Raw genomic sequence first — 25,264 nt, 5'->3', positions numbered from 1 at the left:
AGTATAGGTTAGAATCCAAAACAACCTAATTTAGGTAATTGATCTTCTGTTAATGCTGAGTTAAGATCAAAATTGGTACAAGTACTAACAAGACTCGTGTCCCAACCTGATAAATCTTGACTGAAAATTGTTGCACCACTAAACATAGTAGCCATATCTGAAGCAGAAGAAACTGTCCAATCTGAAATATCTTGATTAAATGATGTTGCTTGAAGAAAACATGAGGTAAAACCAACAACATTAGAAACATCCCAATTGCTTATGTCACCATTAAAAGCAGCTGCCTGTCTAAACATTTGCCCCATACTAGTTGCACCAGAAACATCCCAATTGCTTATGTCACCATTAAAAGCGTTTGATCTTCTAAACATTTGTCCAAATTCAGTAACATTGGAAACATCCCAATTATTTAGGTTTTGATTAAAAGCTGGACTATTAAAAAACATTCGATACATAGTAGTAACTGAAGAAACATCCCAAGTGCTAATATCACCATTAAAAGCAAAACAATTTCTAAAAGTTGAATGCATAGAGGTAACTTGAGAAACATTCCAACCACTTAAATCACCATTAAAAACACGTGCGTTAAAAAACATTAGTTGCATATTGGTTGTACTTCCTATTAAAGGATTATCTGTTGCTGTAAATTCCACTAAATTATCGCACCATTGAAACACGCTAGGTTGACTACCAAAATACATATAACCCCATTTTTTTACATCAACAAAATTAGATGAACTAGCTCCATTTTGACCAAAATTAAACCCTTTAATCAAACCTTTAATGGTAATAGTTTTTAAACCCGCATCAGCAAAAGTATGTTGTGCATCTGGATCATCAAAAGAGGTTACGGCTACATCATCTGCTGGATCACCAGTATTCTCCCAATTTACAGTGAAATTATAGTCTGTGTCGTCTCCAGCATATAAAGGCAGTACAATGGTACTTCCTGCTTCAACATTCCATTCCGTTATAAATTCAGAATTTGTAGTATCAATAATAATATCAATAAAAAAAGTACCTTCTTTAGATTTATCCTCAAGAAATGCTACATAATTTACAGTGATACGATCATATCTGGTAGGATCAAAAGCATTAATATCATTTATTGTAATAACACCTGTGCTACTTAACTCAATTGCATTCTCTACAGATTGGTCTATAAGTTGAAAGGTAAAACCGTCTAGACTTGCTTCTTCTATGGTTGGGTCTACTAGGGTTTCTTCTGCAAGTAAATCAAAAACTCCTTCTTCTAGTGTAAGGCTAGCCACTCTTCTTATTACACCTATATGACCTCCTGGCACAGCTGTATGACCAAGTTGTGTGTAAGTTGCATCACTATCAATAATAATTAAATTTGACTTAGGTATTTCTAGCTCGCAAGCCATTATAGCTAAGCAAAAAAGCGATAATATTATTTTTTTTAGCATTTCTATATATTTTTAAATTGTTAATAAATTTATATTTAATTTTTTATAATCTATATAATACACCAAGTGTATATACGGGTTGTAAGGCAGTAAAATTTAAAAAATTATTTACATCGTTATCTAAATATTTTTGATTATCCGCCCCCGTTAAATTAGAAACACTCATATTTATATTTATCTGTTTACCAAGGTTATATTGAGCATTTAATCCAAATACCGCGTTTCCAATCGTGTACTGAGTTATATCTTGACCTATATTACCAAAACTTCCAAGACGGCTTAAATAATTACTTCTGTAAGACCCCGTAGCTCTAAAGGTAAAATCATACTTTTGGTAATATAAAATTGCTTTTCCACTATATTTTGAAGTTCCTGGTAAGCCTAGTGGTGAGTCAATTCCTTGGTTTGTTACAAATTCACTTTCGGTATAGGTAAAGTTAGCAGAAAAACCGAAACCACTAAGAAAACCTGGTAAAAAAGTAAAATGTTGATTAAACCCTGCTTCAAACCCGTACACCTGAGCATTGGATGCATTATTTACAGGTTGTCTAATATCTACCAAAGTATCCTCAAATCCTTCAGGAGCTACGATACCTATTTGATCTACACTAGGAAATGGTTGATCCAATAGTCGTAATATACTAGAGTTATTTCTAATATCTCTATAAAAACCACCCACTGTAAAAATACCTCCATTTTTAGTATAATAACTTAAAGCAGTATTAAAAGACCAAGCTGTTCTAGGTACTAAAGCAGCATTTCCTGCTGTAATTGTGTTACGAAAATTAGGATCATTAGGACTATAGTTTTCAGAATTAGGGTCTAATATTTCTGATTCTGGATCTATCAATCTAATTGTATTGTTAGGCAGTAAACTTCTAACTCTAGGTCTTGATAATCTTTTACTAGCAGCTAATCGAAATTTTAACTTTTTAGTTAAATCAACCGTCCCATTAAAACTAGGTAAGAAATTTATGGTGGTATTATCTGTTACAAGGTATTGAGAAAAACCAGTATCCGCAGTCTCTGTATCATCTATAGGATCATAGAACTCAATCGATGAAAATCCTGAAGAAGCATTATCATATTTAACAACTGATGAAGAAAACCTAAAAACTGATTTACGACCAAAAATTTTAGTAATCCACCTTACATCCAAATATGCTTTAAGATTACTTTCTATAATCTGATACGATCTACTTGGAGTAAATCCAACGTTATCTTCTTCTCCTGGAATTTCTGAAAGATGTTTGTCAAAATTAAAAACTTCTCCTCCATTATAAGAGGCAAATTCAGGATCTGCATTAAAAAGTGCAAAACCAGAACTAGCTAACCAATTATCTAAACCAGTACCTCCTTCTAAGAAAACTCCATCTGTTCTATCACCTTGATCAACAAAATCTATATAAGTCTGTAACTGCTCAGCAGTAAGCCCAATAGTACCATTTTCTTTTACAAAAGTATTTGAGTTTATTATAAATCGTCTAGATTGAGTATCGCTATAATCATAAGTTACACCAGCATTTAATCTAAAGTTTTTATTTAGTCTATAATCTGCGGTTAATTTAGCCTGATATTTAATTCCTATATTTTTTGTTTTGGCATTTCCTACATTTGGAACGCCACCATCAAAGATATTAGGATCATATATATTAGGGTATCCAAAAGAAGGTTTATCTCCTCTTACATCTAACGATAAATCTTGAGGATTAAATTCATCAAAATCCTGGTTATATATTATAGTTCCAGCATTTACTGTCTGACCCACAAAATCAATAGTAGAATAAGATATATCTGCAGCTAAGTTTAATTTTTTATTGGCGTTGTATCTAACGTTTAAACCCCCTAAGCCACTTTTTGTTGTATTCTTAGTTTGAGTTGTTCTACTTCTTATAAAATACCCAGCATCTACAGCACCATCTATGTCAAAATATGTTAAATGAGATCCATTAAACTCAAGGGCATCTGGTGCCCACAATGTGTTATCACCATAAAAACCATTAAAAAACGTTTGCAAAACATCTCTTTGAGAATCAATCTCTAAACTAGTGTATGTATAATCCAGCATAATATCTAATTTCTTATTTGGTTTGTATTGAATACCAAATGACGATGCTGCTCTTTTATTTATTCTTTTATTTATAGTAGCACCACCATTAGCAGGTCCAAAATGCGTACTATCAATAGCTGCGTAAAAAGTATCAACTCCTTCATCATATACTCCGTTACCATTTATATCAATTCTATAATCTCTAGGTGTTTGAATTCCTAGACCATATGAATTTTGAACGGTTACCTCATTTGATTGTAGGTAAGTTACAAATGCACCAAGTTTATCGGTAATTTTACCTCCAAATGCCATTGAATTTCTGCTTCCCAATTCTGGTTTGTCACTATTGGCTGTAGTCCTAGAAGAAACCACACCAAAATATTTTTTACCTCCTTTATAACGCATATTTAAAGGTCTCATAGTATTAAAGTTTACATTTCCTCCAATACCACCAGAACTTCCTGCTCCCCCAGTTTTATTAATCGTAGCACCACTAATAATTTCTGTTGGTAGAACATCTAAGTTAAACTGTCTTAAACCACTATACCCATCATCTCCTGCTGAAAGTGGAGTCCTCCCATTAATGGTTACTTCTACAAATTCTGGTCCTAAACCTTGTATAGAAATTCTATCTCCCCCAGTTCCATCTATATTTCTTTCTACTTGAACACCAGCAACGCGCTCTAAAGCATCTGCAGTATTATTATCTGAAAAGCTACCTATATCTTCTGAGGTAATAGATTCTATAATATCATCCGAGTCTCTTTTATCTTTAATAGCTTTTAATTGAGCTGCTCTTAAACCCACTGTAACAGTAATTTCATCTAATGAGAGTGCACTTTCTTCTAATTGCACGTTTACAACTGCTTTATCTGCAATTACGGTTATTGTTTTATAGCCTAAAAAACTAAATTCTAATTTATTTCCCTTTCCTTTTAATGTTATAGAATATTCGCCATCAAAATTTGAATTAGTTCCGTTTTTAGTTCCTTTTTGAATAACATTTACACCTAAAAGTGGTACCCCTTTTTTATCAACAATTTTACCTTTTATGGTTTTTTGTTGGGCAAATGCAAAAAAAGAAACCATTAGAAGGCATGTGGTTATAATATTTCTCATAATTTAGTTTTAGTTAATTATTTAGTATGTAAGGTGTTAATTGTCAGTTTTTTATTTGTTACATTAATTAGTTTTTCAAAAATACCACGGATGTGTTTTTTATCATTGCTGAATTAGACCATTCAGTTGCTTAAATCTACTTTTTAATAAAAAATAACGGCTGATTTTATTAAACTGATAAAAACATAGAGGCTTTTAAAAATATTTGATAGATTATCTTTGCCACATAAAACCTTAAATACTTCTCAAAAATTTCTAAGATATTGATTCGGAACTTTAACTATTATTTTTTTAAATCTTCAATAAAAATGAAAGGTAATTATACCAATACACAACTACTAAATCTACTTTAATTTGTCCAAGAATTCTTGCATACATCACAGCTATCATTTATAACTTGACTCAAAAGAACTTTGTTGGGAAATATGAAAGAGTTTACAATGAAAGTATCATTTTTATAGAATATTTTCTAAGTATTTTAGTTTTTATTGTTCGAAAATAAAATATTAATATTCAATTTTTAAAGCATACCCATTCGGATTCAATTCTTTCTGATTTAATTCTATCTCCAAACCATCATTGGTTTGTTTCCAAGATACTTCTGAATCATCACCTAATAAGGTTACACTTTTTATTTCTGCTAAGTTTTCTTGAGTTAAGCTTTCAATAATCACCTTTTCGTTTTCTTGTGGATATGCCAGTGCAATTGCGTACACTGTATTTTCTTTTTGAGTAAACCAAAAATCTTGAGGAGCAAACTCAAATTTTAAATCTGCTTTTTTTGCTCTGTCGTGTGTACCATTCATTTCAATATTAGTAGGTCCTTCTTTGGTAACTTTCCATTTTCTTGTATTGTAAATAGCCTCACCATTTACTGCTAAAAATTTCCCTACTTCTAATAAATTATTGACAGATTCTATTGGAACCTCACCTGATGCTTTAGGTCCAATATTCAACATATAATTACCTCCTTTACTCACTATTTCTGTTAACCAAAACAACAACTCTTTAACAGATTTCCAATCCTTATCATAAGATTTATATCCCCATGAATTATTGGTTGTGCCAACAGTTTGCCAAGGTTTTGTAATTGCTAAATGGTCTTTAGGAATTTTATTATCACCAGGAATATCAAAATCGCCTAAATCGTTACCCACTCTAGAATTTACTAACATATTAGGTTGTAAATCATAGGCTATTTTGTAAAACTCATGACTTTGTTCTGGAGTAACATAGTGTGGATAATCATACCACAAACTAGTCATATCAGGAAATTTTGTAAGAATTTCTTTAACTTGAGGATATGCTTTATCCTCTAAATATTCTGAAAATGTATTCGGACTTGGATCCCAAGTATTAACACCTGCTTTACGTTTTACTCTGGCATGCATTTCTCCTCCAGATGCTATATATTCAGACAAACCACAATCATTGGCGTCCATCCAATCTATATTATGAGAATAGTACAATCCAAAATCTACACCATATTTTTTACAAGCATCATACAATTCTTGTACAATATCTTTTGGATAGGGGCTTGAATCAGTAATATCATATTCACTTACTTTAGAGTCATACATTGCAAAACCATCATGATGTTTAGACGTTATTACCAAATATTTCATACCTGCATCTTTTGCTAATTTTGCAATGGCATCCGCATCAAATTTTTCTGGATTAAACTGAGGTGCTAAGGCTGCATATTCTGCTCTTGGTATTTGTGCGCCAAATTGAATCCATTCTGCTACTCTAGGCCCTTTTAATTCCTCCATTTTTTTGCCTTTCCAAATACCTCCAGGTATTGAGTACAAACCCCAATGTATGAACATACCGTATTTGGCATCATTAAAAGCTTCTTTAGATTTTTCTTTTGATGAACTCATTTGTTCATAAGTAAGTTCAGGCTCTTTTTTACAACCTAAATTTATTGCGAAAAATAATAATAAAAATATTTTAGCAGTATGTTTCATATTAAGTAAATAGTAAATTTTGATTATTGATACAATTAATCTTTTTTTATTCTTTCTTTTTCTTTTTCTTGTTTCCTTTAGCTTTTGTTTTATTTCTTACAGAAGATAATGCATTAGCTCTTGGTTCTGTTGGTAAAGTTGCTTTCCAGTTGTTTACCATAGTTAGCAATTCTTTAGCTTTTTCAGGATTTTCTTCTGCAAGGTTATTCTCTTCTTTCCAGTCTTCTTTTTCGTTGAATAACTCATATTTTTCTCCAGTTTTATCAACAACTAACTTCCAATCTCCATCTCTGACACCTAATGAAGGCCAAGTATAATCTTGATTTGAGCCACCTCTCCATTCCCAAAAAATAGGTTTACTTCTTTCCAATCCTTTCCCTTTAAAAGCGGACATCATACTTTCTCCATCAGGTTTGTAATCTTTTGGCATTGCAATACCAGCTGCCTCGAAAAATGTAGGTAATAAATCTACTGCAGTTACCACAGAATTTTTATCCTCTACACCTGCAGGAATAACTTTTGGCCATTTAGCCACAAATGGTACACGAATACCACCTGCAAATAAAGATCTTTTTTGTCCTTTTAAACCTCCAGTTTCACCAACAGAATAATATTTACCAAGACCTGCTACACCATTTTCTTCATTGCCTTTATGTAGTTTTTCTTTTTCTGAACCTTCCCATTCTGGACCATTATCCGTAGAAAAAACCACTAATGTATTTTCATCTAAGTTTAATTCTTTTAACAATTTCGTGATTCTACCAACAGCTTCATCACCTTCTGCAATAATGGAAGCATATACTTGTTTTTGTTCATCTAGGTTACCAAACTTATCCATAAAACGTTCTTGTGGATAATGTGCTGTGTGTGCTTCATGTAGCCAAAGATTTATAAAAAATGGTTTGTCTTTATTTTTTTTGATGAAGTTTTCTGCATAATCTACACCTACAGATTTAGATTTAGGAATACTTATTGTTCCTGAACCGTTAAACGTTGCATATTCGTCATAACCATAATCGCTTTCTTTAGGACCATCTTTTGCTTTCCAACCTAAATGCCATTTTCCAAAATGAGCAGTTGTATAACCTGCTTTTTGAAAATGTTTTGGAAACGACATATCTGTAGCGTCCATCCAATCTGGCATCCCTCTTTTTTTATGTGCTTTCCATCCTTGAAAATGTTGATGAATAGATTGCCTTGCAGGAAACTGACCTGTCATCACTGCAACTCTACTTGGTGAACATACAGGGCTGTTTACTGTAAAATTCGCAAAATCCATACCTTCTTTAATCATTTTATCAATATGAGGTGTTTCTATCCAAGTACTGCCATGTGCACTTATATCTCCATAACCCCAGTCATCTGCAAAAATGAAAATGATGTTTGGTTTTTTTTCTACCTTTTGTTGTGCTTTTGATGATACACAACTTAAAGAAATTACTGCGCAAAAAAATGCTACTATTTTTATTTTCATATAGTTATAATTTAATAAATTTTTTAGAATATGTATTGCCTTTATTTGTTTTTGCTTTTATTATATAAACCCCCTTATTTAAGTTAGATATATTTAAAACTTTATTATTGATTTTATAGTTTTTTACTTTTTTTCCTAACGAGTTATAAATTTCAATATCATCAAAATCATAGGAAATGGTAAGTGTATTTTTTGCAGGATTAGGAAAAATTACAAAAGATTCTTGTATCTTTTTCATAGTGTTATTGACTCCTAAAGTTATGTTTGATACATCAACATCAACCAAAACAGAAATGTTTTCTACGGCCCATTTGTTGTTAGTTGCTGTTGATCCGTTTTTGATGGTAAAAGACTCTATATTAGTATCTGATGCTTCTGTTACTAAGTCTACAATTTTGATGGCTTCTCCATTAAATCTTCCTAGTTCAATATCTGCTGAATTATCTGCTGAAAAAGTAAATCGATCACCTGTATTATGACCATTTGAAATTGTAATTGATTTAAATGTGTCTATTGTAATATCATTTGCTGTTAAACCGCTTGTCCCTGAAATTGCGCCCAATTTAGCATCACTAATTGTGGCTGTTAATTGTTGATCTCCTTGAAAAATTCTATCTCCATTTGCGGCATTTGCTCCATCATCACTAATTCCCCAACTTTTGGTCGTTGAAGTTCCGTTATTATCACTTGTTCCAGAAACAATTACTGCATTTGGATAGGTTGTAAAATCACCATTTGGTGTAACTGTTATCTCTATCTCAAAAGTTGCATCAGATTCTGGCACAGATCCAATACCTATCATAGTTACTGCACCAGAAGTGTATGTCGTATTTTCTGTTGCTTTTATAGAAACCTCAACAGTGGTTTTTGATGTGTCAATTACTTCTTTCATTACACTGCTATAGATAAAATCGTTATCTGTAGTTACATTGATGTAATAATATTTTGTGTTTTCTGGTATCTCAGCTGTAATTTTATTTGTAGTTTGATTAATTGTAGCAGGTACATTCAGCCAATCGTAAGTGTCTTGTTCCCAGTTGTCAACGTCTGTTGTATAATGTAATACAGCACTTTGTATATCTCCAACATACGAAGCAGTTACACTATTATTTTGTACATTATCAATTGATACTGTAACAGGTGCTTTACCATTTTTAGTGATAAAATCTGCAAAACTATAGATTTCTTCAGGAGCATATCCAGCTACTGTACTATGTTTCATAAGATGTTCTATGCGAAGATATTTTTCACTAGGTATAAGATTATAACTGGGTGTAGCAATATTCATCGCAAATTGTTTGTCATTATTTCCGTTTACATAAAAAACGGGTAAAGTTTGTAAAGGAATATATAATGATGGTTCCCAATTGTTATAATAAAACTCTTTTTCTGCATCACTCATCACCAATAAATCTTGACTATAATGTGGGCTATCATATAAATACCCACAACCGTAAACAGGTACTGAAAATTTAAAACGTTGATCAATTCCAGTAATTACATTTGTTAATATGCCTCCCCAAGAAATACCGTTTATACCGATATTATTTTCATCAACTTCTGGAAAACTTTTTAAAAGACTATTGGCTAAAATTGCATCTGCTACTGCATGATAAAACCATTGTTGATCTAGCGTTTCATCTGCATCTCTAAAAAAACCAGCACGTCTTGGGCCTGAAAATTCCCAAGTAGGATACCAAGGATCTTTTGCTCCAGGTAATTGCCCTTCGTGTGCTATTGCAATAGCTATGTAACCACGATCTGTCCATTGTTTTACCCAATTAGGGAAAGCAGTTCCACCTCCTCCATGTACTAAAACTACTGCTGGTGCTTTTTCTCCAGATACTAAGTTTTCTGGAACACCATACCAAGAAAATACTTTTGTTGGTTGTCCATTACTATCAAGTGCATCAATAAATAAGCCTTTAATATTATCGTGTTCACGATATTCATCATAGTCCGTTGTAAAAGTATAACTTGGGGTATTAAAAACACCAGCTTCTGTTAATGTGTTTTTGATATATTCAGGGCCAATAGTCTGAGACCTAACAACAGTTACAGTAGTTAGATAACAAATTATAAAAACTACTTTAAGTTTCATCTTTATAGTATGATTATATGAAATACGGTTTATATTCATTTATTCTTTTAATAGTTTTTTTAAGTGGATAGTTCCTTCTTCACTTTGTACTTTAACAATGTAGATTCCTTTTTTTAAATTTGATATATCAATCTTATTTTTTCTATTATTATCCACTTTTACTAATTTTCCGGTAACATCAAATATTTGCGTTTTTACAGGGTTGATATTTATTGAAAAATGTGTTTTTGCCGGATTTGGAAATAAATTAAATTCTTTTATTAGATCTTGATTTATATCAGAAATAGATAAGGTGTTATCTTTAAATTGAACAGCTACATTAATGCCTTCTACTGACCATTTATTGGTAGGCTCTGTGTTTCCAACACCTATTCCGAATTCCTGTATAGTATCTGCATTTAAAACAGTTGCTAAATCTATTTCTTGAGTTTGATTATCTAATCTTCCTACATCAATATTAGTGTCATTAAATCTTAATGAAACAAAATCATTTACAGATTGTGCATTTACAATAGTAACAGATTTAAAATTAGCGATTATATTATCTGAAGTTAACGAACCTCCATTAGCATTGAAATCTACAATTTGAATATTATTGATACTATCTACCCACTCGTTATGACTCCCTCTAAAAATAACATTTTGTGTATTATCTGTTCCATCACCTAAACCCCAAGAATTTACAGTTGCTGACCCTCCTGAATTACCCGAAATTACTGCTTTATCACTTGGAGGCGTAATATCTATAGAAACTCTATAAGTTGCCAATTCATCTGGTGCAGTTTGAATATCAGAATACATTACAGCCTTTGCACCTATTCCATAATTAGTATTTGCAGTTGCTTTAATCAAAACATCTTTTAAAGTGTAATTTGAAATAACTTTTAAGTCTACTTTTCTATTATTTCCTCCAGAAGCATCATTAACTTGTAGACTAAATTCATAATTTGTTTCTTCTGTTTCAGTAGGTGTACCACTTAACAACCATATTCCTGGTTCGGTTTCTGCAATGGTTAACCAAGAAGGAAAATTACCTACTGCTAAAAGAGATGTAATGGTATCTCCTTCAGGATCCCAAAAATCAACATCTTCTGTTAATGTATGAGAATAAAATACATCTTTATAAGCTGGAGGTAGAATTGTAAAAGCTCTTGTCCAATTTGGTGGTCCAGGATTTTCGTTTGTAGCAAGGAAATCATCGAGGTTTTCTAAGAGAACATATACCCAATCATAAATTGTTGTTTCATCTCTATTAAAAGAGCCACCCCAAGTCATAGAACCACCTGCTTGCATAGCCTCTAGATTCCATTGATTAAAATCGTCTTGCTCCCATGCTTGGTTAGGTCCATATTTCCATGCTGTTGTTGATAATTTTGAATGAAAATTACCTACAATTTTATCATCCCAATCCCAATTTCCATCTGCATGCACGTAACCATTAGTTTCTGTCATACGTGTTATATGTTGATAATTCAAATTGAATTGATTTCCATCTATTTTTTCAGCATGATTATTATTTCCTCCAAAAGCATGTCCAAAAGTAAAATCTTCAAATCTTATAGTATGTGCAAAAGGATAAGAATTATAATTTACTGTACTTCTACCATTATTAAAAGCAATTGGAATATCAGAATTACCTGCATGAACTGCATTGGCAAAAGCTTGATAAATTCTTTGTTCTTCTATAATACCGCTAGTTGCATTATCTCCATTGTCTTCCATAGTCCCACCATCATCAAAAATCCATGAACTAAAGTATTCTCCATAACGTAATGCATAGTCTTTTAGAAAATATTCTGCATAACAAAACATATATTTTCGCATTGGATAAGTATCTGTTGCATCTTCATAGGTTTCAGTAGTCCTATTCCAAATACCTGTATGATAAGGTTTACTATTAATAAAAGCCTGAACATCTGGGTCTGTGTCACAATATGCTATCCAACTATCTACAAATGGTTGAAGATAATCTGCATTTGGGCCAACAAAATTTTCTGAATTTGTGTAAGCTTTTACATTAAACCCTGCAGCTTTTATTTTTAAAATATCTGCTAGCATCTTATCATCTTCTGGTGTATCTGAATTTAAATCTCCCCAAGATGGAGCTACTGCATCCCCACCAGACAACATATCGAACAATTTATGTGGCACCTTATGTTCTGCCGATAATACAGCACCGTTGGTAAAACTCACCGCTAAACGATCTAGTGTTTTTAAATTTTTTATTCTATCATCCAATAAATCCACAAGAATTTCAGAACTCCAAGTACCTCTTAAATGTTCTGCTCTTTCTCCAGATGCATATCTTTTTTCTAAGGTAATGGATTGAATGGATTTGCTATTCTCACTCTGTCCATAAACAGCAATATGATAGTTTTTATTTAAATCAAAACCATCTAATAAAACTCCAGATGCTTCATAAACATCATTAATGCGATAAGACCAATAGCCTCCAATTCCTATTTCTATAGTAACCTTTGTGGTTTTACCTGCAACAAATTGTGTACGTGTTCCAGATTGATCCAAAGTAACTCTTTCTATAGTATTCGTAAAATTTAACCCTCTAGCTGTAGCGTCTTCATTAGTTGTTAAATTAGCACCAATACTGTAAACTGATTCAGTTGCTCTAAAAGGATTAAATCCTGAATAGGTAGACAAATCTGTTTCATCGCTTATTAATCCAAATGAAAAATTATGTGCTGTAACATCGTCTATAGATTTTGTAGTATATTCTATTGTTAGTTTGAAACCATCTTCTGATTGGTAAGCAGATGTTGAGTAAATCAATGCTCTGTTTTGAGAATTAGTGCCATTATTATTGTACTCAAAACCTCCACTTGAAGAGTTATTCCAAACAGCCCCACCTTCTATAAGCAACACTTCGTTTGATGATGTTTCATCGTAAAATACCTGAGATTTTGTTTCAGATATACCAACTATCACACAAAAAAGTATCATCAAAAAAATGTTACTGTTTTTAGTGGTTGCTGTTTTTTTTATTATCATTTTTTTAATTTAAATGTAATTACAAAGAAACTTTTATAATTTTTTTGATGATGGTTTCACCCTTTTTACTTTGCCCTTTTAAAATATATATACCTGGTGTAAAATGAGTTATATCTATATTTTGTGTTTGAGAGGTAACGTTTTTTACAACTTTACCTGACACATCTATAATTTTAATATTTATTAATGGTATATTAAATGAAATTTGATTTGTTGTTGGATTTGGAAATAACTTGAACTCCTCTATTTGCAATTGGTTAATATCGGAAATAGATAAACTGTTTTCATTAAATTGAACTGTTGCATGAATACTTTCAATAGACCATTTATTAGTTGTTGATGTATTACCTGTACCAATTGCAAAATCTGTAATATTATTGATTGCGGTTTCTTGCTCTAAATCTACAATTTCGATTTTGTTTGATAATCTTCCTGGATTAAAAGTTAAAGAGCCTACTTTTAGTGAAACAAAATCGTTTGTAGATTGTGCATTTACAATAGTTAAAGATTTAAAATTAGCATTAACATTGTCTGAAGTAAGCGTTCCTCCATTGGCATTAAAATCTATAATTTGAATATTATTTATACTTTCTACCCATTCATCATCAGAACCTCTAAATATGTCATCTTGATTTGCATCTGTTCCATCTCCTATACCCCATGAATTTGCTGTTGCATCACCACCAGAAATCCCAGAAATTACTGCTTTGTCATTTTGTGGGGTAACATCTACTGAAATTCTATAGGATGCTAAACCATCTGGACCCGTTAAAACATCAGAGAAAAATACAGCTTTAGTATTTATGCCATAATTAGTATTTGCTGCTGCTTTAATTTGAACATCTATTTGTGTAACCTTAGCCAAAACATTTAATTCTACTTTTCTGGTAGTTCCTCCAGAAGCATCACTCGCTCTCAAATCAAACTCATAATCTGTTTCTTCTGTTTCTGTTGGTGTACCACTTAATGACCATATACCATTTGACGTCTCTGTAATTGTTAACCAAGAAGGAAAATCTCCTTGAGCAATAATTGATGTTATAGCATCACCTTCTGGATCCCAAAAATCAACACCTTCTGTTAAAGTATGATTATAAATTTTGCCAATATAAGCTTCTGGTAAAATTGTGTATTGTCTTGCCCAATTGGGAGCTCCAGGAAATTGATTAACCTTAAGATTTGCGTCTGTTAATTCAAACTGTGTTACAGCATAATCTCTTAAAACAAGTTCTGGAGAGTTTTCTAAATTTGTTCTAATTAAGGGAGTACCCCAAGTTATTGCTCCTCCACTTATAAGTCCTGTTGTGGTCCATTCTACAAATTCTTCGTTGGTTAAACAAGCTGTATTACCTGCATTCCAAGAGGTTGTGCTTTGTTTTGGAAAAAAATGTGAAACCACATTATCATTCCAAGGTCTTGCATCATCTCTAAAAGCATATCCATTATAATTCTCCATCCATTCTATAACACCAAAATTATAGAAATATAAAGGATCTCTTGGTTCTACCATATTACCTGCACCACCAAAAGGATGCCCGAATGTATAATCATCAAAAAGTGTTGCTGATGTAAATGGATTACCTTCTCTGTCTCCAATACTATTGTTAAAAGATATTGCTGCATTTGGATTTCCTGTATGACAGGCCTCTGCAAAAGCTTGATATATTCTTTGGTCAGTAACATCTTCTGAAGAAGGGTCATCTCCACACTCTTCCTCCATAATATTGTCTGCGGAATCAAAACACCAAGCATCAATTAAGTCTCCATAACGTTCTGAATATTCTTTAAGAATGAACTCTGCATAACAAAACATATATTTACGTCTTCCATCTCCATTATGATATGATTGGCTATTTATAAAAGCTTGAGCTTCAGTATTTGTGTCACACCATTCCATCCAACGATTAGAAATATCTGGATAATCTTCTTGTGTTTCATCTGGGTTTCTTGCTAATAAATTATAAGCATTCACATAAATTTCTGTTCTTAAGCCTGCTGCTCTAAGTGCTTTGAGCCAACTTAATAAAGGGTCATCTACTGATTCACGAGGCACTGCCAAATTTATTGGGTTACCATTCTCTGTATCTCCTTCCCATAGACTTTCAATAATAGGGTGAGGTCCCACATGTATTGGAGAAAAAATATTTGGACTCGTTAGTGGAAGTTGCACATAATCGATGGTTCTAAGATCTTTTATTTGAGCTATAAAATCATCTATTCTTATACCTTCTATATTGCCATTATAGTTACGTTCAGGCAGCCATAATAATCCCAAAGCTCCTCTCATCCAATCTGCTCTTACACCTTGATTTGGATCTGGAATTTGAGCTTCTGCATTTTGTATCATAAAAAGTGAAGATAAAAAAGTATATAACACAAGTGTTCTACTATTTTTTATGAAGTTTATATGCAAGTTCATTTTATGTATAATTTATTTTATGAATTTTTTCTTGATTTCTTCTCCATCTTCACGAATTCCTATAAAAACATAAACTCCTAAATTTAAATAAGAAACATCTGTTTTCTTTATTCATTTTATATAAGCCAAGAAACAAGTTTATTACTTTTCCATTACTTGCATCTCTTTAATAAAAGAGCCTTGTAAATAACTAGTAATCAATGATGTGTAAGTACTTGGTTTATTAATTTGTGTCTTAATATATAATCAACAGTACTAAGGTGTATTATTTAATCTAAAAATGATTTATCGTAAAATTTCTGGATTCATTTGCTCCTCTACAAGGTTTCTAGTTTATTCCTTAAGTTCTAATAATCCAATCAGTTCTCAGACCCAAATTTGGATCTGGAACTTGTGATTGAAAACTTATGCTTGATTATAACAAACAAAATAGAAGCATAAATATGATAATCTTATATATTAGTATTTTAAATGATGTTCAGCACAAACTAATAAAATACTAAGTATTATTTATGCATTTAAAATGCATACAAAGTAGTAGTTTATAAAACTACTTCACAATCATTTTGCTAGTAGATATAGCACCTTCTACAGATTTTATTTTAACGATATATAGACCTTGATTAAGACCTGATACTTCTAAAACATCAGTAGCGTTGAATATTTTTATTGTTTTACCTGTAAGATCAAAAAGTTGTAGTGTTTTAAACTCTTTATTTACAGAAAATGCTCCATCTGTTATTGTTGGAAAAACCTTTAATTTTGTATCGTTTTTTACATTATCATCTATAGAAGCAGTTGCATTTGTTGTAAATGTATACCCTACATTCAAGCCTAATAATTGAAAATTACTCACTCCGTCTGTTGCTCCATTAGTAGCAGTAACAGTAGTTATATCTCCTTCTTGTGATCCAATAGTAAAAGGAGTACTTGCTTGGTTAGTATATTCTACACCAAATTCTAAAACTTCATTAACAGTTGCTAATTGTCCTAACTCAAAGGTACCAGCATTGGTAGCCCCATCAACTGTAAGACTAGCATTATCTGCAGCTCCATGACCACCTCTAATTGTTATTGCTTTAAAATTTAATTTTGAAATGGCAGCTTCTGTATAACCTGTTCCATTATCATTAAAGTCGATAACTTCTAAAGTATTAAAGGTTATCATATCACCAAATTCTGAGTTAAGCAAATTGGCAGGATTAGTTTCATCTGTACTATTACCAACACCAAATCTTCTATTTGTTGCATTCCCAATAAATGCATTCTCATTTCCTGAGGGAGTTGCAGTAAGTTGAAGTTTAAAAGTTACTCCTTCTTTAGTTATCTCATCTGAAATAAAGTTAGCTGCACCATTAGGATAGGTTAAAATAGTAGCATCTGGTCTTATACTAGTAGCATATTCAGTTTCAGTTTGCGCATTTGCTTTTGTAAACCCTGCTAAAATAGCCATTATCACTATTCCTTTTTTGATCGTTTTAAATGTGTAGTTTTTTTTCATGATATAATTATTTTTATTGTTAATTTAAAGTTTTTATTGTTTGTGTTTTAAAAAGAAGTCTACTGTTTTTTGAGTGATTACTTCTAATGTTGGGTCTATTTCACCTCCCGATTTTCGCCAATTATGACCTGCATTTTTTACGATAAATAAACCTACAGTAGCATTTATTTCATCTGCTTTCTTTTTTATGTGATAGGCATGCCCAACAGGTATTGTTGTGTCGTTATCTGCTGCCATTATAAATAAAGGAGGGCTATATTTTGTTAGATAAAAAATAGGACTCATTTCCTTATACATTTTATCTATTTTAGATTTATTCTTTTCTGTTTTTGTAATTCTTGAACTAAATCTATCTGGGTTTTTTGTTTTGTCTGTAGTTTCAAATAATTTTTTGATGGTAAAATCTGATGGACCATACCAGGAAATACCAGCAACAATTTTATAAGAATTTCCTTGAAGTTTTTTATCTCCTTTAAACTTTTCTGGATTTGCCAATGTTATCATCTGAGCAATATGACCTCCTGCAGAATCACCAATAGGATATACTTTATTCATATCTAGAGCATATTCATCACTATTTTTTGATAGAAAACGTAAAGCATCCATTGCATCAATTACACAATCACGCATCAATACCGTTTTTCTTCTAGTTAATCTATAATTTACAGATACCACAGCAAAACCATGCTCCAAAAGTTTGTAAAAAGGTAATGCTACAGGATTTCTTACAATGTTTTCTTTACTACCATTAAACCAGCCTCCTCCATGTGTATAAAAAACAACTGGAAATTTTTTGCCATTTAAAGCATTTTGTGATGGATAATAAATATCTAAATACAAATCTTCTGCCTCAGTAGTTTTGTATTTTATATTTAAATTTTTCTTTCCTTCGGTTTTTAGATATGGAATTTCAAATTTTGAAAATTCTTCAAAATCTATCTTTTTATTTTTATTGACATCAAACTTTCTTAACTGTTTCCAAATCTGGAATATTTCTGTAACATCTAGTTCTCCATTAGAATTTCCATCTAGTTTTTGAAATTCTGTTTTGGAATCTACTTTTGCATAACTTACTATTTCTTGCGCAACAGAAGTTGGAAGAAATAGTAAGTTTAAAACTAGTATTGTAAAAACTTTATGGATTTTTATATTAAAAAATATAATTTTCATTTTTTAACAATGGTATTTAGAGTTGTTTTTGAATGTGTTATTCTTGTTTCTTTTTTTTCTTTTTCTTTTTACATTTACCTCCAACTTCTTTAACAAAAGTCATCACCTCTTTTTTAGACTTCCCTGTTAATTTAGCTAAATCACTAAAATATTTACGATTAACTCCTCTAGTTTTTCCTTTAACCTGATCTTTAGTAATTTCTCCTGCTTTAACGCCTTTTTTAATTGAAGCACGATCTTTTGAAGCTTGAACTAAAAGTTCATTTAATTCACTTTTTTTATCTTCTGATAAATCAAATGTAGTTGCGGCTTCTGTTAAATAACAGTCGTTATTTGCAGGTTTCTTTTTTTTCTTTTGAGCTGTTGCTGATAATGTTAAACACATTACAAATACTATTGCTAAAATTTTTTTCATTTTTTACGTTTTTTAATTGCTATTATTTTTGTTATTACTATTTGTTACTATTTTCTACATTCACATAAAATGCATTACTTAATGTTCCATCTTCCATTTCAAACCAAGCTAATAACTCAGTTTTACCTTTTTCTTTAACTGTAAATTCAAGATCTGCAGATTTAGCTGTATTATCTACATTTACAGAAACAGCTTTATCGCCTATTTTTAGGAACGCTTTTTTAAACTTCATTGCCTTTCCTTTAATACGAGGATCTGAAGTTGATGTTTCTGGTATTGCATCATTTATTTCAGCGCCTAAAGCAACACCACTTTCCATTGGCCAACGTCTTAGTTTAAATATATAATTACCTGGTTTCACAAAATTCACAAAGAATGGTGCTGGCTTCATTGGTTTGCCTTCTCTTATTTTTCTTTGATTCCATGGAGGGAAATAATCAATTGTTCTTGCATCATGACAAGTGATTACTTCGATTTCTTCTTCACCTAAATCTATTGTAGAATATTTTGTTTCTGCAATAACACTATCCCACCAAGTATTGTAAAAAGCATTCATACTTGTTACTTTTTCTGGATACTGAGCTGCCAAGTTTTTTGTTTGTCCTGGATCTTTTGATAAATCATATAATTCATCACCATTTACCAGTCTCCAGTTTCCATCCATAACACAACTTTGTTTACCTTTTACAGGCCAAGAAATACGTTGTGTGTCTGTTACTAAGTAACGATCTTCAATTTCTGATTTTCCTAATAGGTAAGAATCAATATTTGTTCCGTCCATAACTTTATCAGAAGTAAAATCAATACCTGCTAAAGAAGTTAAGGTGGGTAAAACGTCTACATGAGCAGTTAAATCTGACAATGATTTTCCTGCTTCTAATTTTCCATTTGGCCATCTAATAATAAAAGGCACTCTATGACCACCTTCATATTCGCTAGCTTTTGTACCACGCATTTTTGCATTGTAACCATAGATTTTTCCTTCTTTATCTGTTTTATAACCATTAGATGTTCCATTATCTGTAGTAAAAATTACGATGGTATTATCTGCTATTTCTAGATCATCTAATTTCTTTAATAGTTTCGAAAAATTATCATCAATATTGGTAATCATTCCATAAAAACGTTTTTGAGTTTCTAATAAACCTTCTTCGTTTTTATATAAATCATAATATTCTTGAGGAACATTAAAAGGAGAATGAGGTGCATTCAAGCTTAAATAACATAAAAACTGATCGTCTTTTTTGTTTTCTATAAATTGAATTGCTTCATTAAACCAAACGTCTGTACAATACCCTTCTACTTTTTCTGGCACTCCATTTCTAAAATAGGTGTCATCAAAATAATCATTGTTCCAATAATCTGGAGTTTGACCAACACCACCACCTCCGTGATAAAATGCATTGTCAAATCCACGATCTTCTGGTAAAAATGGATGATTGTCTCCCAAATGCCATTTACCAAACATACCTGTTTTGTAACCATTTTCTTTAAAAACATCTGCCATTGTTACTTCTTCTCTATTTAATAAAGAAGCGCCCATAATCGTATGCCAAACTCCATTTCTATTAGAATTTCTACCTGTTAAAATTCCAGCACGTGTTGGCGCACAAGTTGTCCCTACGTGATAATTGGTTAAACTAACAGACTGTGCAGCAAACTTATCTATAGTAGGTGTTTTAATAACCTTGTTACCTGTATGCCCTAAATCTCCATAACCTTGATCGTCTGTAATTACAATAATAACATTCGGTTTTTTAGTTACTTGTTCAGACTTGTTAGGTTTACAAGAAATACCTAGTGTTAAGAAGGTAAGTAAAACTATGTATTTGTTAAATTTTATCATTCGGTTTTTGTTAATGATTTTAGTGTTAAAAAAGACTATTGAATTGGTTTAATAATTATTGATTTTAAGCTTGACGTATTTGGATCTCCTTCTACAAGTGATACAGAGACAGTATGTTTACCAGTAGTTCTAAATTCTAATATTCCCATTGAGTAGGGTGCATATTTTTCTGTAGCTGCTTGTTGGTTTTGCACAATAATATCTTCATCTGTAGTTGTTTTCCAAACTAAACGACCTTCACCTTTGTAATTCAAGTCTAAATAATAATATCCTGGTTCTAATACATTTACTGTAAAAGTGGCTTTACTGCCTTTATCCCAGTCACTTACTTGGTTTGTTTTTTTCCATTCTCCAAATTTTTCCATCCATCTGATGTGTTTTTTGGTTGCATTTTTTACTTCTGCAAACTCTACTAAACACTCAGTTTCTATATTCGGATAAATTCCTAGAGCTTTTTCAACTTTTAAGTCTTTGGCATCATTTTTCAATGTAATTTCAATCACAGAAACAGGATTGTCTGGAATTTTATAAGGAACATCAAATACAAGCCATCCATTTTTTTTGCTGATATTTATTTTTTTTATGGAATTATCTCCTAAAATTTTAGCAGATACAATATCATTTTTTAAACCTGGTAAATAAATTTTACCATCTTGTGGCCAATTGAATATGGATAAAAATATTGATTTTCCTTTGGTTGTAACATCTCCCCATGGAAATGCATGTCCCCAAGGAGAACTACCTGCTCCATAAACTACTTGTGGATATTTTTTTATCCATTTACCAGCTTCTTCTAAAAATTTCACACCAATTTTTGGTACTTCTCCCTTAGCATTAGGCCCCACATTAAACAGGTAAGTTCCTCCACGTCCAACAGTAGAAATTAGTCTATGTAATATTTCTTTAGGACTTTTAAAGTTGTTATCATACCACGCATAAGACCAAGAATCGTTATTAGTATCGCAACTTTCCCATAAAACATCTAAATTTTTTGCAGGTACTTCCATATCACCATGAGTTACATAGTCTCCTAAACCATATCCTACTCTGCTAGACATCATAGCATTAGGTTGTAATTCTCTTACCATTTCTGCTAACTCTACTACGTATTCTTTTTTCATACCTCCAGGTGTATCAAACCAAACAAAATCTATATCACCATAATTTGTACAAATTTCTCTTACTTGAGGTTTACATTTTTCGTAGAAATATTCTTTAAATGAAGCTTTAGAACCATCATCATGAGTTGTTGGGCCATTGGCTCCTCCTGGAGCAGTCCAATCTTGATTATGAGAATAATAAAACCCAAAACCAAGGCCTAAATCATGACATGCTTTAGATAACTCTTTCATTGGATCTCTAGCAAAAGGCGTAGCATCTACGATATTAAAGTCACTTACTTTAGAATCGAACATAGCAAAACCTTCATGATGTTTACTGGTAATTATAATATATTTCATACCAGCATCTTTTGCTAATTGTGCAATTGCTTTCGCATCGAAATGAGATGGGTTAAAATCTTTTGCCACCTCCATATATTCTTTTGGTGGAATATCTGCAACTCTTGGGTTCATTAACCACTCACCAATTCCATAGTAGGTTTTACCTTTCCATTTTCCTCCTAAATTTGAGAATAAGCCCCAATGAATAAACATTCCAAAATTACTTTCATCAAAAAATTTCCCTCTACCTTCTCTTATATTTCCATCAACAACAGAAGTTTCTCCCCACATTTTATCCATACTTTCTTGCTTTTCCTCTCTGTCTTGCAAGAATGCACTTTGACTTAAAAGGAGGAAAATGAATAGAATAGGTAAGTGGTATTTTTTTTTGAACATATTTTTGGAATATTTATGGTGCTTTAATAATTTGTTAAATCAAAATTAGGTAAGAACCATTTTTTACCATTGCTTATTTAACCCATATGTTTGCTTAATTCTACTTTTTGCATTAAAAATTAGCGTTTTGTGAGTTTTTAAGTGATTCTACAACAGGTCACACCACAAGCGAGTTTTTAAATAATGATAGGAGATATGATATAGCTGCTAGACCTATGAAGCTCATAGAAATTCTATAGTCGTCATATTTTACAGATTTACTAAAACGAATAAACTAAAACTCTCTATCAAATAAAATAGGCGTTCTTTTCATTATACAACAGTATTAAAATTAAGGACATATTGCACCGAAATTTAATAGATATTCACTCTAATTTTATGTAGACCAAAAATGAAGCAATACAAGCAAAAGACAACTATCTAAAACCAAAAAAGGTAGTGATTTTTAATCACTACCTTTAATATATCTATTCTGCAATGCTATTAAGTACATTACAATATTTATTTCATTTTATTAGAACCCAGTTCCAGGATCTGCAGGAACTGATGCTGCTTGCGCCTTTTGTGGATTTAAAATCATATATGTACCAAGTGCTGTTAATGCTGCATATTTACCGTAATTTCCTATTTTTTTAATAGCATCTTTACGTGAAATTTCTTGTTCTTTATTGTTTGTGTTGTCTATATTTTTATTCATAATGTTTTATTTTTTGAGTTCGCTAATATGTTTTTACCTTATTATTCCATAATAATTTTCTTGCTTAAACTTCCTGATGCTGTTTGAAGCTGAACGATATAAACACCAGTTGCTAATTGTGGTAAAGCAATATCTTTTACTCCATTTGCTTCAAAAGAGCTATTTAACACTTGTTTACCAAGAATATTATACAATTTAACTGAAGCATCACCTTGTTGTAAACCAGCAATTCTTAAAGTAGAAGCAGTTGTTTTATATATGCTAATACTATTTAACGCTACATTATCATCTACACTTAAAACAGATTTAGAAGATGTATGTAAATAAAATCTACCCCCTCCATCAGCAGCTTCTGTTAAAGTAATTTTATAATTGCCATCATCTAAATTTGTAAAAACATTGTTTGCTCTATCTTCTAAGACAACTTTAACTCCAGAAGGTAAGTTTAGAGAGGTTGCAGAAAAGGTAATTTCTTTATTTGCTGCAGCTTTTATACCTACAGGAACAATCATACTTTCATAATCTGAATTAGGTAATGATTGACGCATAAAAGCTACTCCTTCATTATCTGAAACCAATTGCGTATAAACATCTAAATTTTTGGTAGTACCCGTAAATGTACCAACATCAAACCTAGGATCTAAACCAGTTGTTTTATCATCTGAAAAATTGATTTCTGTTGTTTTAATATTAGTGCCATCATTAATTGATAAGGTAATTGCTGTTTTAGAAGCGCCTTTATATAAGGTAACGCCTGTTTGACCACTTATTTTCCTTGAATTAATTGTAAAATTGCTAGCATTTGAGTTATCTGCACTCACAAAGAAACCTTGGCCTGGGTGAATGTAATCTGTAGTGGCTAATGCTGTATAAGCTGAACCATTCCAAACATATACATTTTCATGTGTATCAGTTAAATTATCAGCATTAATATTTAATAAATCGCTAACAAGAATATAAGAAGAAAAAGGGTTTCCTACAAAATTCCAATTACCAGCATTCTGATTAATAGTACTTGTAAGATTGTCAGTTTTTACTGTTCCTGTAAAGCTTAAATATGCATTTGATGTGGCATCTCTCTTAAAAGAATACCCTTGTCCATTAGTAAATGTACCAGATTCAGCTGCATCTGTTGCATAAGTCCAAGTACCCTCTGCAGCACCTGTATTTGCATAAGTACCAATTCCTACATTTGTACCTACAGTTCTTGTTGTATTATCAATATCATTAACATCAACCCAAGTACCATCATAGGCTGCACCTACAACTGGACTTGCTAATAAATGCCAATTTGTATCATTTGCTGTTACTTGATAAGTTACATCACCAGATGAAGCACCTTCTACAATTAAAGCACCTCCACTTTCTATTGTAACTGAAGCCCCAGAATTTACTGTAAGATCGTTTGTTGCTGCTTCTTGTGTTGAAGTAATAATTGGAGAAATTCCTACGTTTGGTATAATAGCATTATGATTAACTGTTGGCACACCATTTGACCAGTTATCAGCATTTGTCCAATCTGAACTAGTATCACCATCCCAAGTAGTTGATAATTCAAATTTGTAAGCTATTACAATGCTTCTTGCTGATATTCTATTTGAACCTCCTTGATTAGTGTTATTATTAGTAAGTTTAAAAGAAGTTACAGCTTCATTACTAAGGGTTATGTTATTATACTCATCTTCAAATGGAACAATTTCATCAGTTGAAGCTAATTTCCCTATATTTATAAAATCTCCACCATTAATTTCAAATTCTACTTTATCAAATCTATTGTTGGCAATACCAATTCCTATAGACTTAAAATACATATCTGTAATAGCAGCATCTGTAAATCCTGAACCGTTATCCACAAAATTAGTTACTACAATTGAGCTAACCGTAGCTTCATCTTTAGAATCAGCATCAAAAGTTTGAGCAAGATCATCAGGAAGCACCATATTTGGATCTTGATAAGTTACACCCCAACTTGTTCCATCAGCAATGATACCTTGTGGTGTTAGTGTTGTAGAAGCACCATCTCCATCTATAGAACTCTTGGCAGCTATAGTAACTTGCAATGTAAATGTAGCTCCTTCATGTGTTAACGTTCCTGTTTCAAAAGTCATGTTACCAGATCCATCTGGAGTATAAGTACCTGTGGGAATTGTTAAAGTTGCAGTATGATGCTGAGAAAAAGCATTCGTAACCGTAATTAATGTTAAAAGAATTAGTAATTTTAATTTCAT

General features: G+C 31.8%; 14 protein-coding genes. All 14 read right to left on the bottom strand.

Annotation, left to right across the window (positions count from 1 at the left end):
* Positions 1-8: 8 nt before the first annotated feature.
* On the bottom strand, positions 9-1,430 hold the full coding sequence (locus ACJJVK_RS03785; RefSeq protein ID WP_405563325.1) for a BspA family leucine-rich repeat surface protein: 1,422 nt from the start codon (positions 1,428-1,430) through the stop codon (positions 9-11).
* A 43-nt stretch (positions 1,431-1,473) separates the two neighbouring features.
* Positions 1,474-4,599, bottom strand: a complete 3,126-nt coding sequence (locus ACJJVK_RS03780) for a TonB-dependent receptor (protein ID WP_405563322.1) — start codon at positions 4,597-4,599, stop codon at positions 1,474-1,476.
* A 506-nt stretch (positions 4,600-5,105) separates the two neighbouring features.
* Positions 5,106-6,569: an alpha-L-fucosidase gene (locus tag ACJJVK_RS03775; protein ID WP_405563320.1), complete on the bottom strand. Its 1,464-nt coding sequence runs from the start codon at positions 6,567-6,569 to the stop codon at positions 5,106-5,108.
* 46 nt (positions 6,570-6,615) lie between these two features.
* A complete protein-coding gene (locus tag ACJJVK_RS03770) occupies positions 6,616-8,043 on the bottom strand; it encodes a sulfatase (RefSeq protein WP_405563317.1) in 1,428 nt (475 codons plus the stop codon).
* A 4-nt stretch (positions 8,044-8,047) separates the two neighbouring features.
* On the bottom strand, positions 8,048-10,144 hold the full coding sequence (locus ACJJVK_RS03765; protein ID WP_405563314.1) for a T9SS type A sorting domain-containing protein: 2,097 nt from the start codon (positions 10,142-10,144) through the stop codon (positions 8,048-8,050).
* 39 nt (positions 10,145-10,183) lie between these two features.
* Positions 10,184-13,102 (bottom strand): T9SS type A sorting domain-containing protein, encoded by a 2,919-nt coding sequence (locus ACJJVK_RS03760; protein WP_405563312.1) that lies wholly within the window; start codon positions 13,100-13,102, stop codon positions 10,184-10,186.
* A 67-nt stretch (positions 13,103-13,169) separates the two neighbouring features.
* Positions 13,170-15,497: a T9SS type A sorting domain-containing protein gene (locus ACJJVK_RS03755; protein WP_405563308.1), complete on the bottom strand. Its 2,328-nt coding sequence runs from the start codon at positions 15,495-15,497 to the stop codon at positions 13,170-13,172.
* A 622-nt stretch (positions 15,498-16,119) separates the two neighbouring features.
* A complete protein-coding gene (locus ACJJVK_RS03750; RefSeq protein WP_405563306.1) occupies positions 16,120-17,070 on the bottom strand; it encodes a T9SS type A sorting domain-containing protein in 951 nt (316 codons plus the stop codon).
* A gap of 33 nt (positions 17,071-17,103) precedes the next feature.
* Positions 17,104-18,240: an alpha/beta hydrolase fold domain-containing protein gene (locus ACJJVK_RS03745; protein WP_405563303.1), complete on the bottom strand. Its 1,137-nt coding sequence runs from the start codon at positions 18,238-18,240 to the stop codon at positions 17,104-17,106.
* Between the two features lie 37 nt (positions 18,241-18,277).
* Entirely contained in the window at positions 18,278-18,655 is a 378-nt protein-coding gene (locus ACJJVK_RS03740) for a hypothetical protein (protein ID WP_405563300.1), read from the bottom strand.
* Positions 18,656-18,692: 37 nt separating this feature from the next.
* On the bottom strand, positions 18,693-20,501 hold the full coding sequence (locus ACJJVK_RS03735; protein WP_405563298.1) for an arylsulfatase: 1,809 nt from the start codon (positions 20,499-20,501) through the stop codon (positions 18,693-18,695).
* Between the two features lie 35 nt (positions 20,502-20,536).
* Positions 20,537-22,339, bottom strand: coding sequence for an alpha-L-fucosidase (locus tag ACJJVK_RS03730; protein WP_405563295.1), 1,803 nt, complete (start codon positions 22,337-22,339; stop codon positions 20,537-20,539).
* 514 nt (positions 22,340-22,853) lie between these two features.
* Positions 22,854-23,036: a hypothetical protein gene (locus tag ACJJVK_RS03725; protein ID WP_215994411.1), complete on the bottom strand. Its 183-nt coding sequence runs from the start codon at positions 23,034-23,036 to the stop codon at positions 22,854-22,856.
* 41 nt (positions 23,037-23,077) lie between these two features.
* Positions 23,078-25,264 carry a T9SS type A sorting domain-containing protein gene (locus ACJJVK_RS03720; protein WP_405563292.1) on the bottom strand — a complete coding sequence of 729 codons (2,187 nt, stop codon included), beginning with the start codon at positions 25,262-25,264 and terminating at the stop codon, positions 23,078-23,080.

The organism is Polaribacter sp. Asnod6-C07 (assembly GCF_045063625.1).
In the GTDB taxonomy this organism is placed as follows: domain Bacteria; phylum Bacteroidota; class Bacteroidia; order Flavobacteriales; family Flavobacteriaceae; genus Polaribacter; species Polaribacter vadi_A.
The sequence above is the reverse complement of the archived record's forward strand: the minus strand, read 5'-3'. Positions and strand labels throughout refer to the sequence as shown.

What these genes read in the sequence shown, in the direction of transcription:
- ACJJVK_RS03730 (WP_405563295.1), bottom strand. Translation starts at nt 22,339, where the DNA reads ATGTTCAAAAAAAAATACCACTTACCTATTCTATTCATTTTCCTCCTT.
- ACJJVK_RS03780 (WP_405563322.1), bottom strand. Translation starts at nt 4,599, where the DNA reads ATGAGAAATATTATAACCACATGCCTTCTAATGGTTTCTTTTTTTGCA.
- ACJJVK_RS03765 (WP_405563314.1), bottom strand. Translation starts at nt 10,144, where the DNA reads ATGAAACTTAAAGTAGTTTTTATAATTTGTTATCTAACTACTGTAACT.
- ACJJVK_RS03785 (WP_405563325.1), bottom strand. Translation starts at nt 1,430, where the DNA reads ATGCTAAAAAAAATAATATTATCGCTTTTTTGCTTAGCTATAATGGCT.
- ACJJVK_RS03760 (WP_405563312.1), bottom strand. Translation starts at nt 13,102, where the DNA reads ATGATACTTTTTTGTGTGATAGTTGGTATATCTGAAACAAAATCTCAG.
- ACJJVK_RS03720 (WP_405563292.1), bottom strand. Translation starts at nt 25,264, where the DNA reads ATGAAATTAAAATTACTAATTCTTTTAACATTAATTACGGTTACGAAT.
- ACJJVK_RS03740 (WP_405563300.1), bottom strand. Translation starts at nt 18,655, where the DNA reads ATGAAAAAAATTTTAGCAATAGTATTTGTAATGTGTTTAACATTATCA.
- ACJJVK_RS03750 (WP_405563306.1), bottom strand. Translation starts at nt 17,070, where the DNA reads ATGAAAAAAAACTACACATTTAAAACGATCAAAAAAGGAATAGTGATA.
- ACJJVK_RS03770 (WP_405563317.1), bottom strand. Translation starts at nt 8,043, where the DNA reads ATGAAAATAAAAATAGTAGCATTTTTTTGCGCAGTAATTTCTTTAAGT.
- ACJJVK_RS03735 (WP_405563298.1), bottom strand. Translation starts at nt 20,501, where the DNA reads ATGATAAAATTTAACAAATACATAGTTTTACTTACCTTCTTAACACTA.
- ACJJVK_RS03725 (WP_215994411.1), bottom strand. Translation starts at nt 23,036, where the DNA reads ATGAATAAAAATATAGACAACACAAACAATAAAGAACAAGAAATTTCA.
- ACJJVK_RS03745 (WP_405563303.1), bottom strand. Translation starts at nt 18,240, where the DNA reads ATGAAAATTATATTTTTTAATATAAAAATCCATAAAGTTTTTACAATA.
- ACJJVK_RS03775 (WP_405563320.1), bottom strand. Translation starts at nt 6,569, where the DNA reads ATGAAACATACTGCTAAAATATTTTTATTATTATTTTTCGCAATAAAT.
- ACJJVK_RS03755 (WP_405563308.1), bottom strand. Translation starts at nt 15,497, where the DNA reads ATGATACAAAATGCAGAAGCTCAAATTCCAGATCCAAATCAAGGTGTA.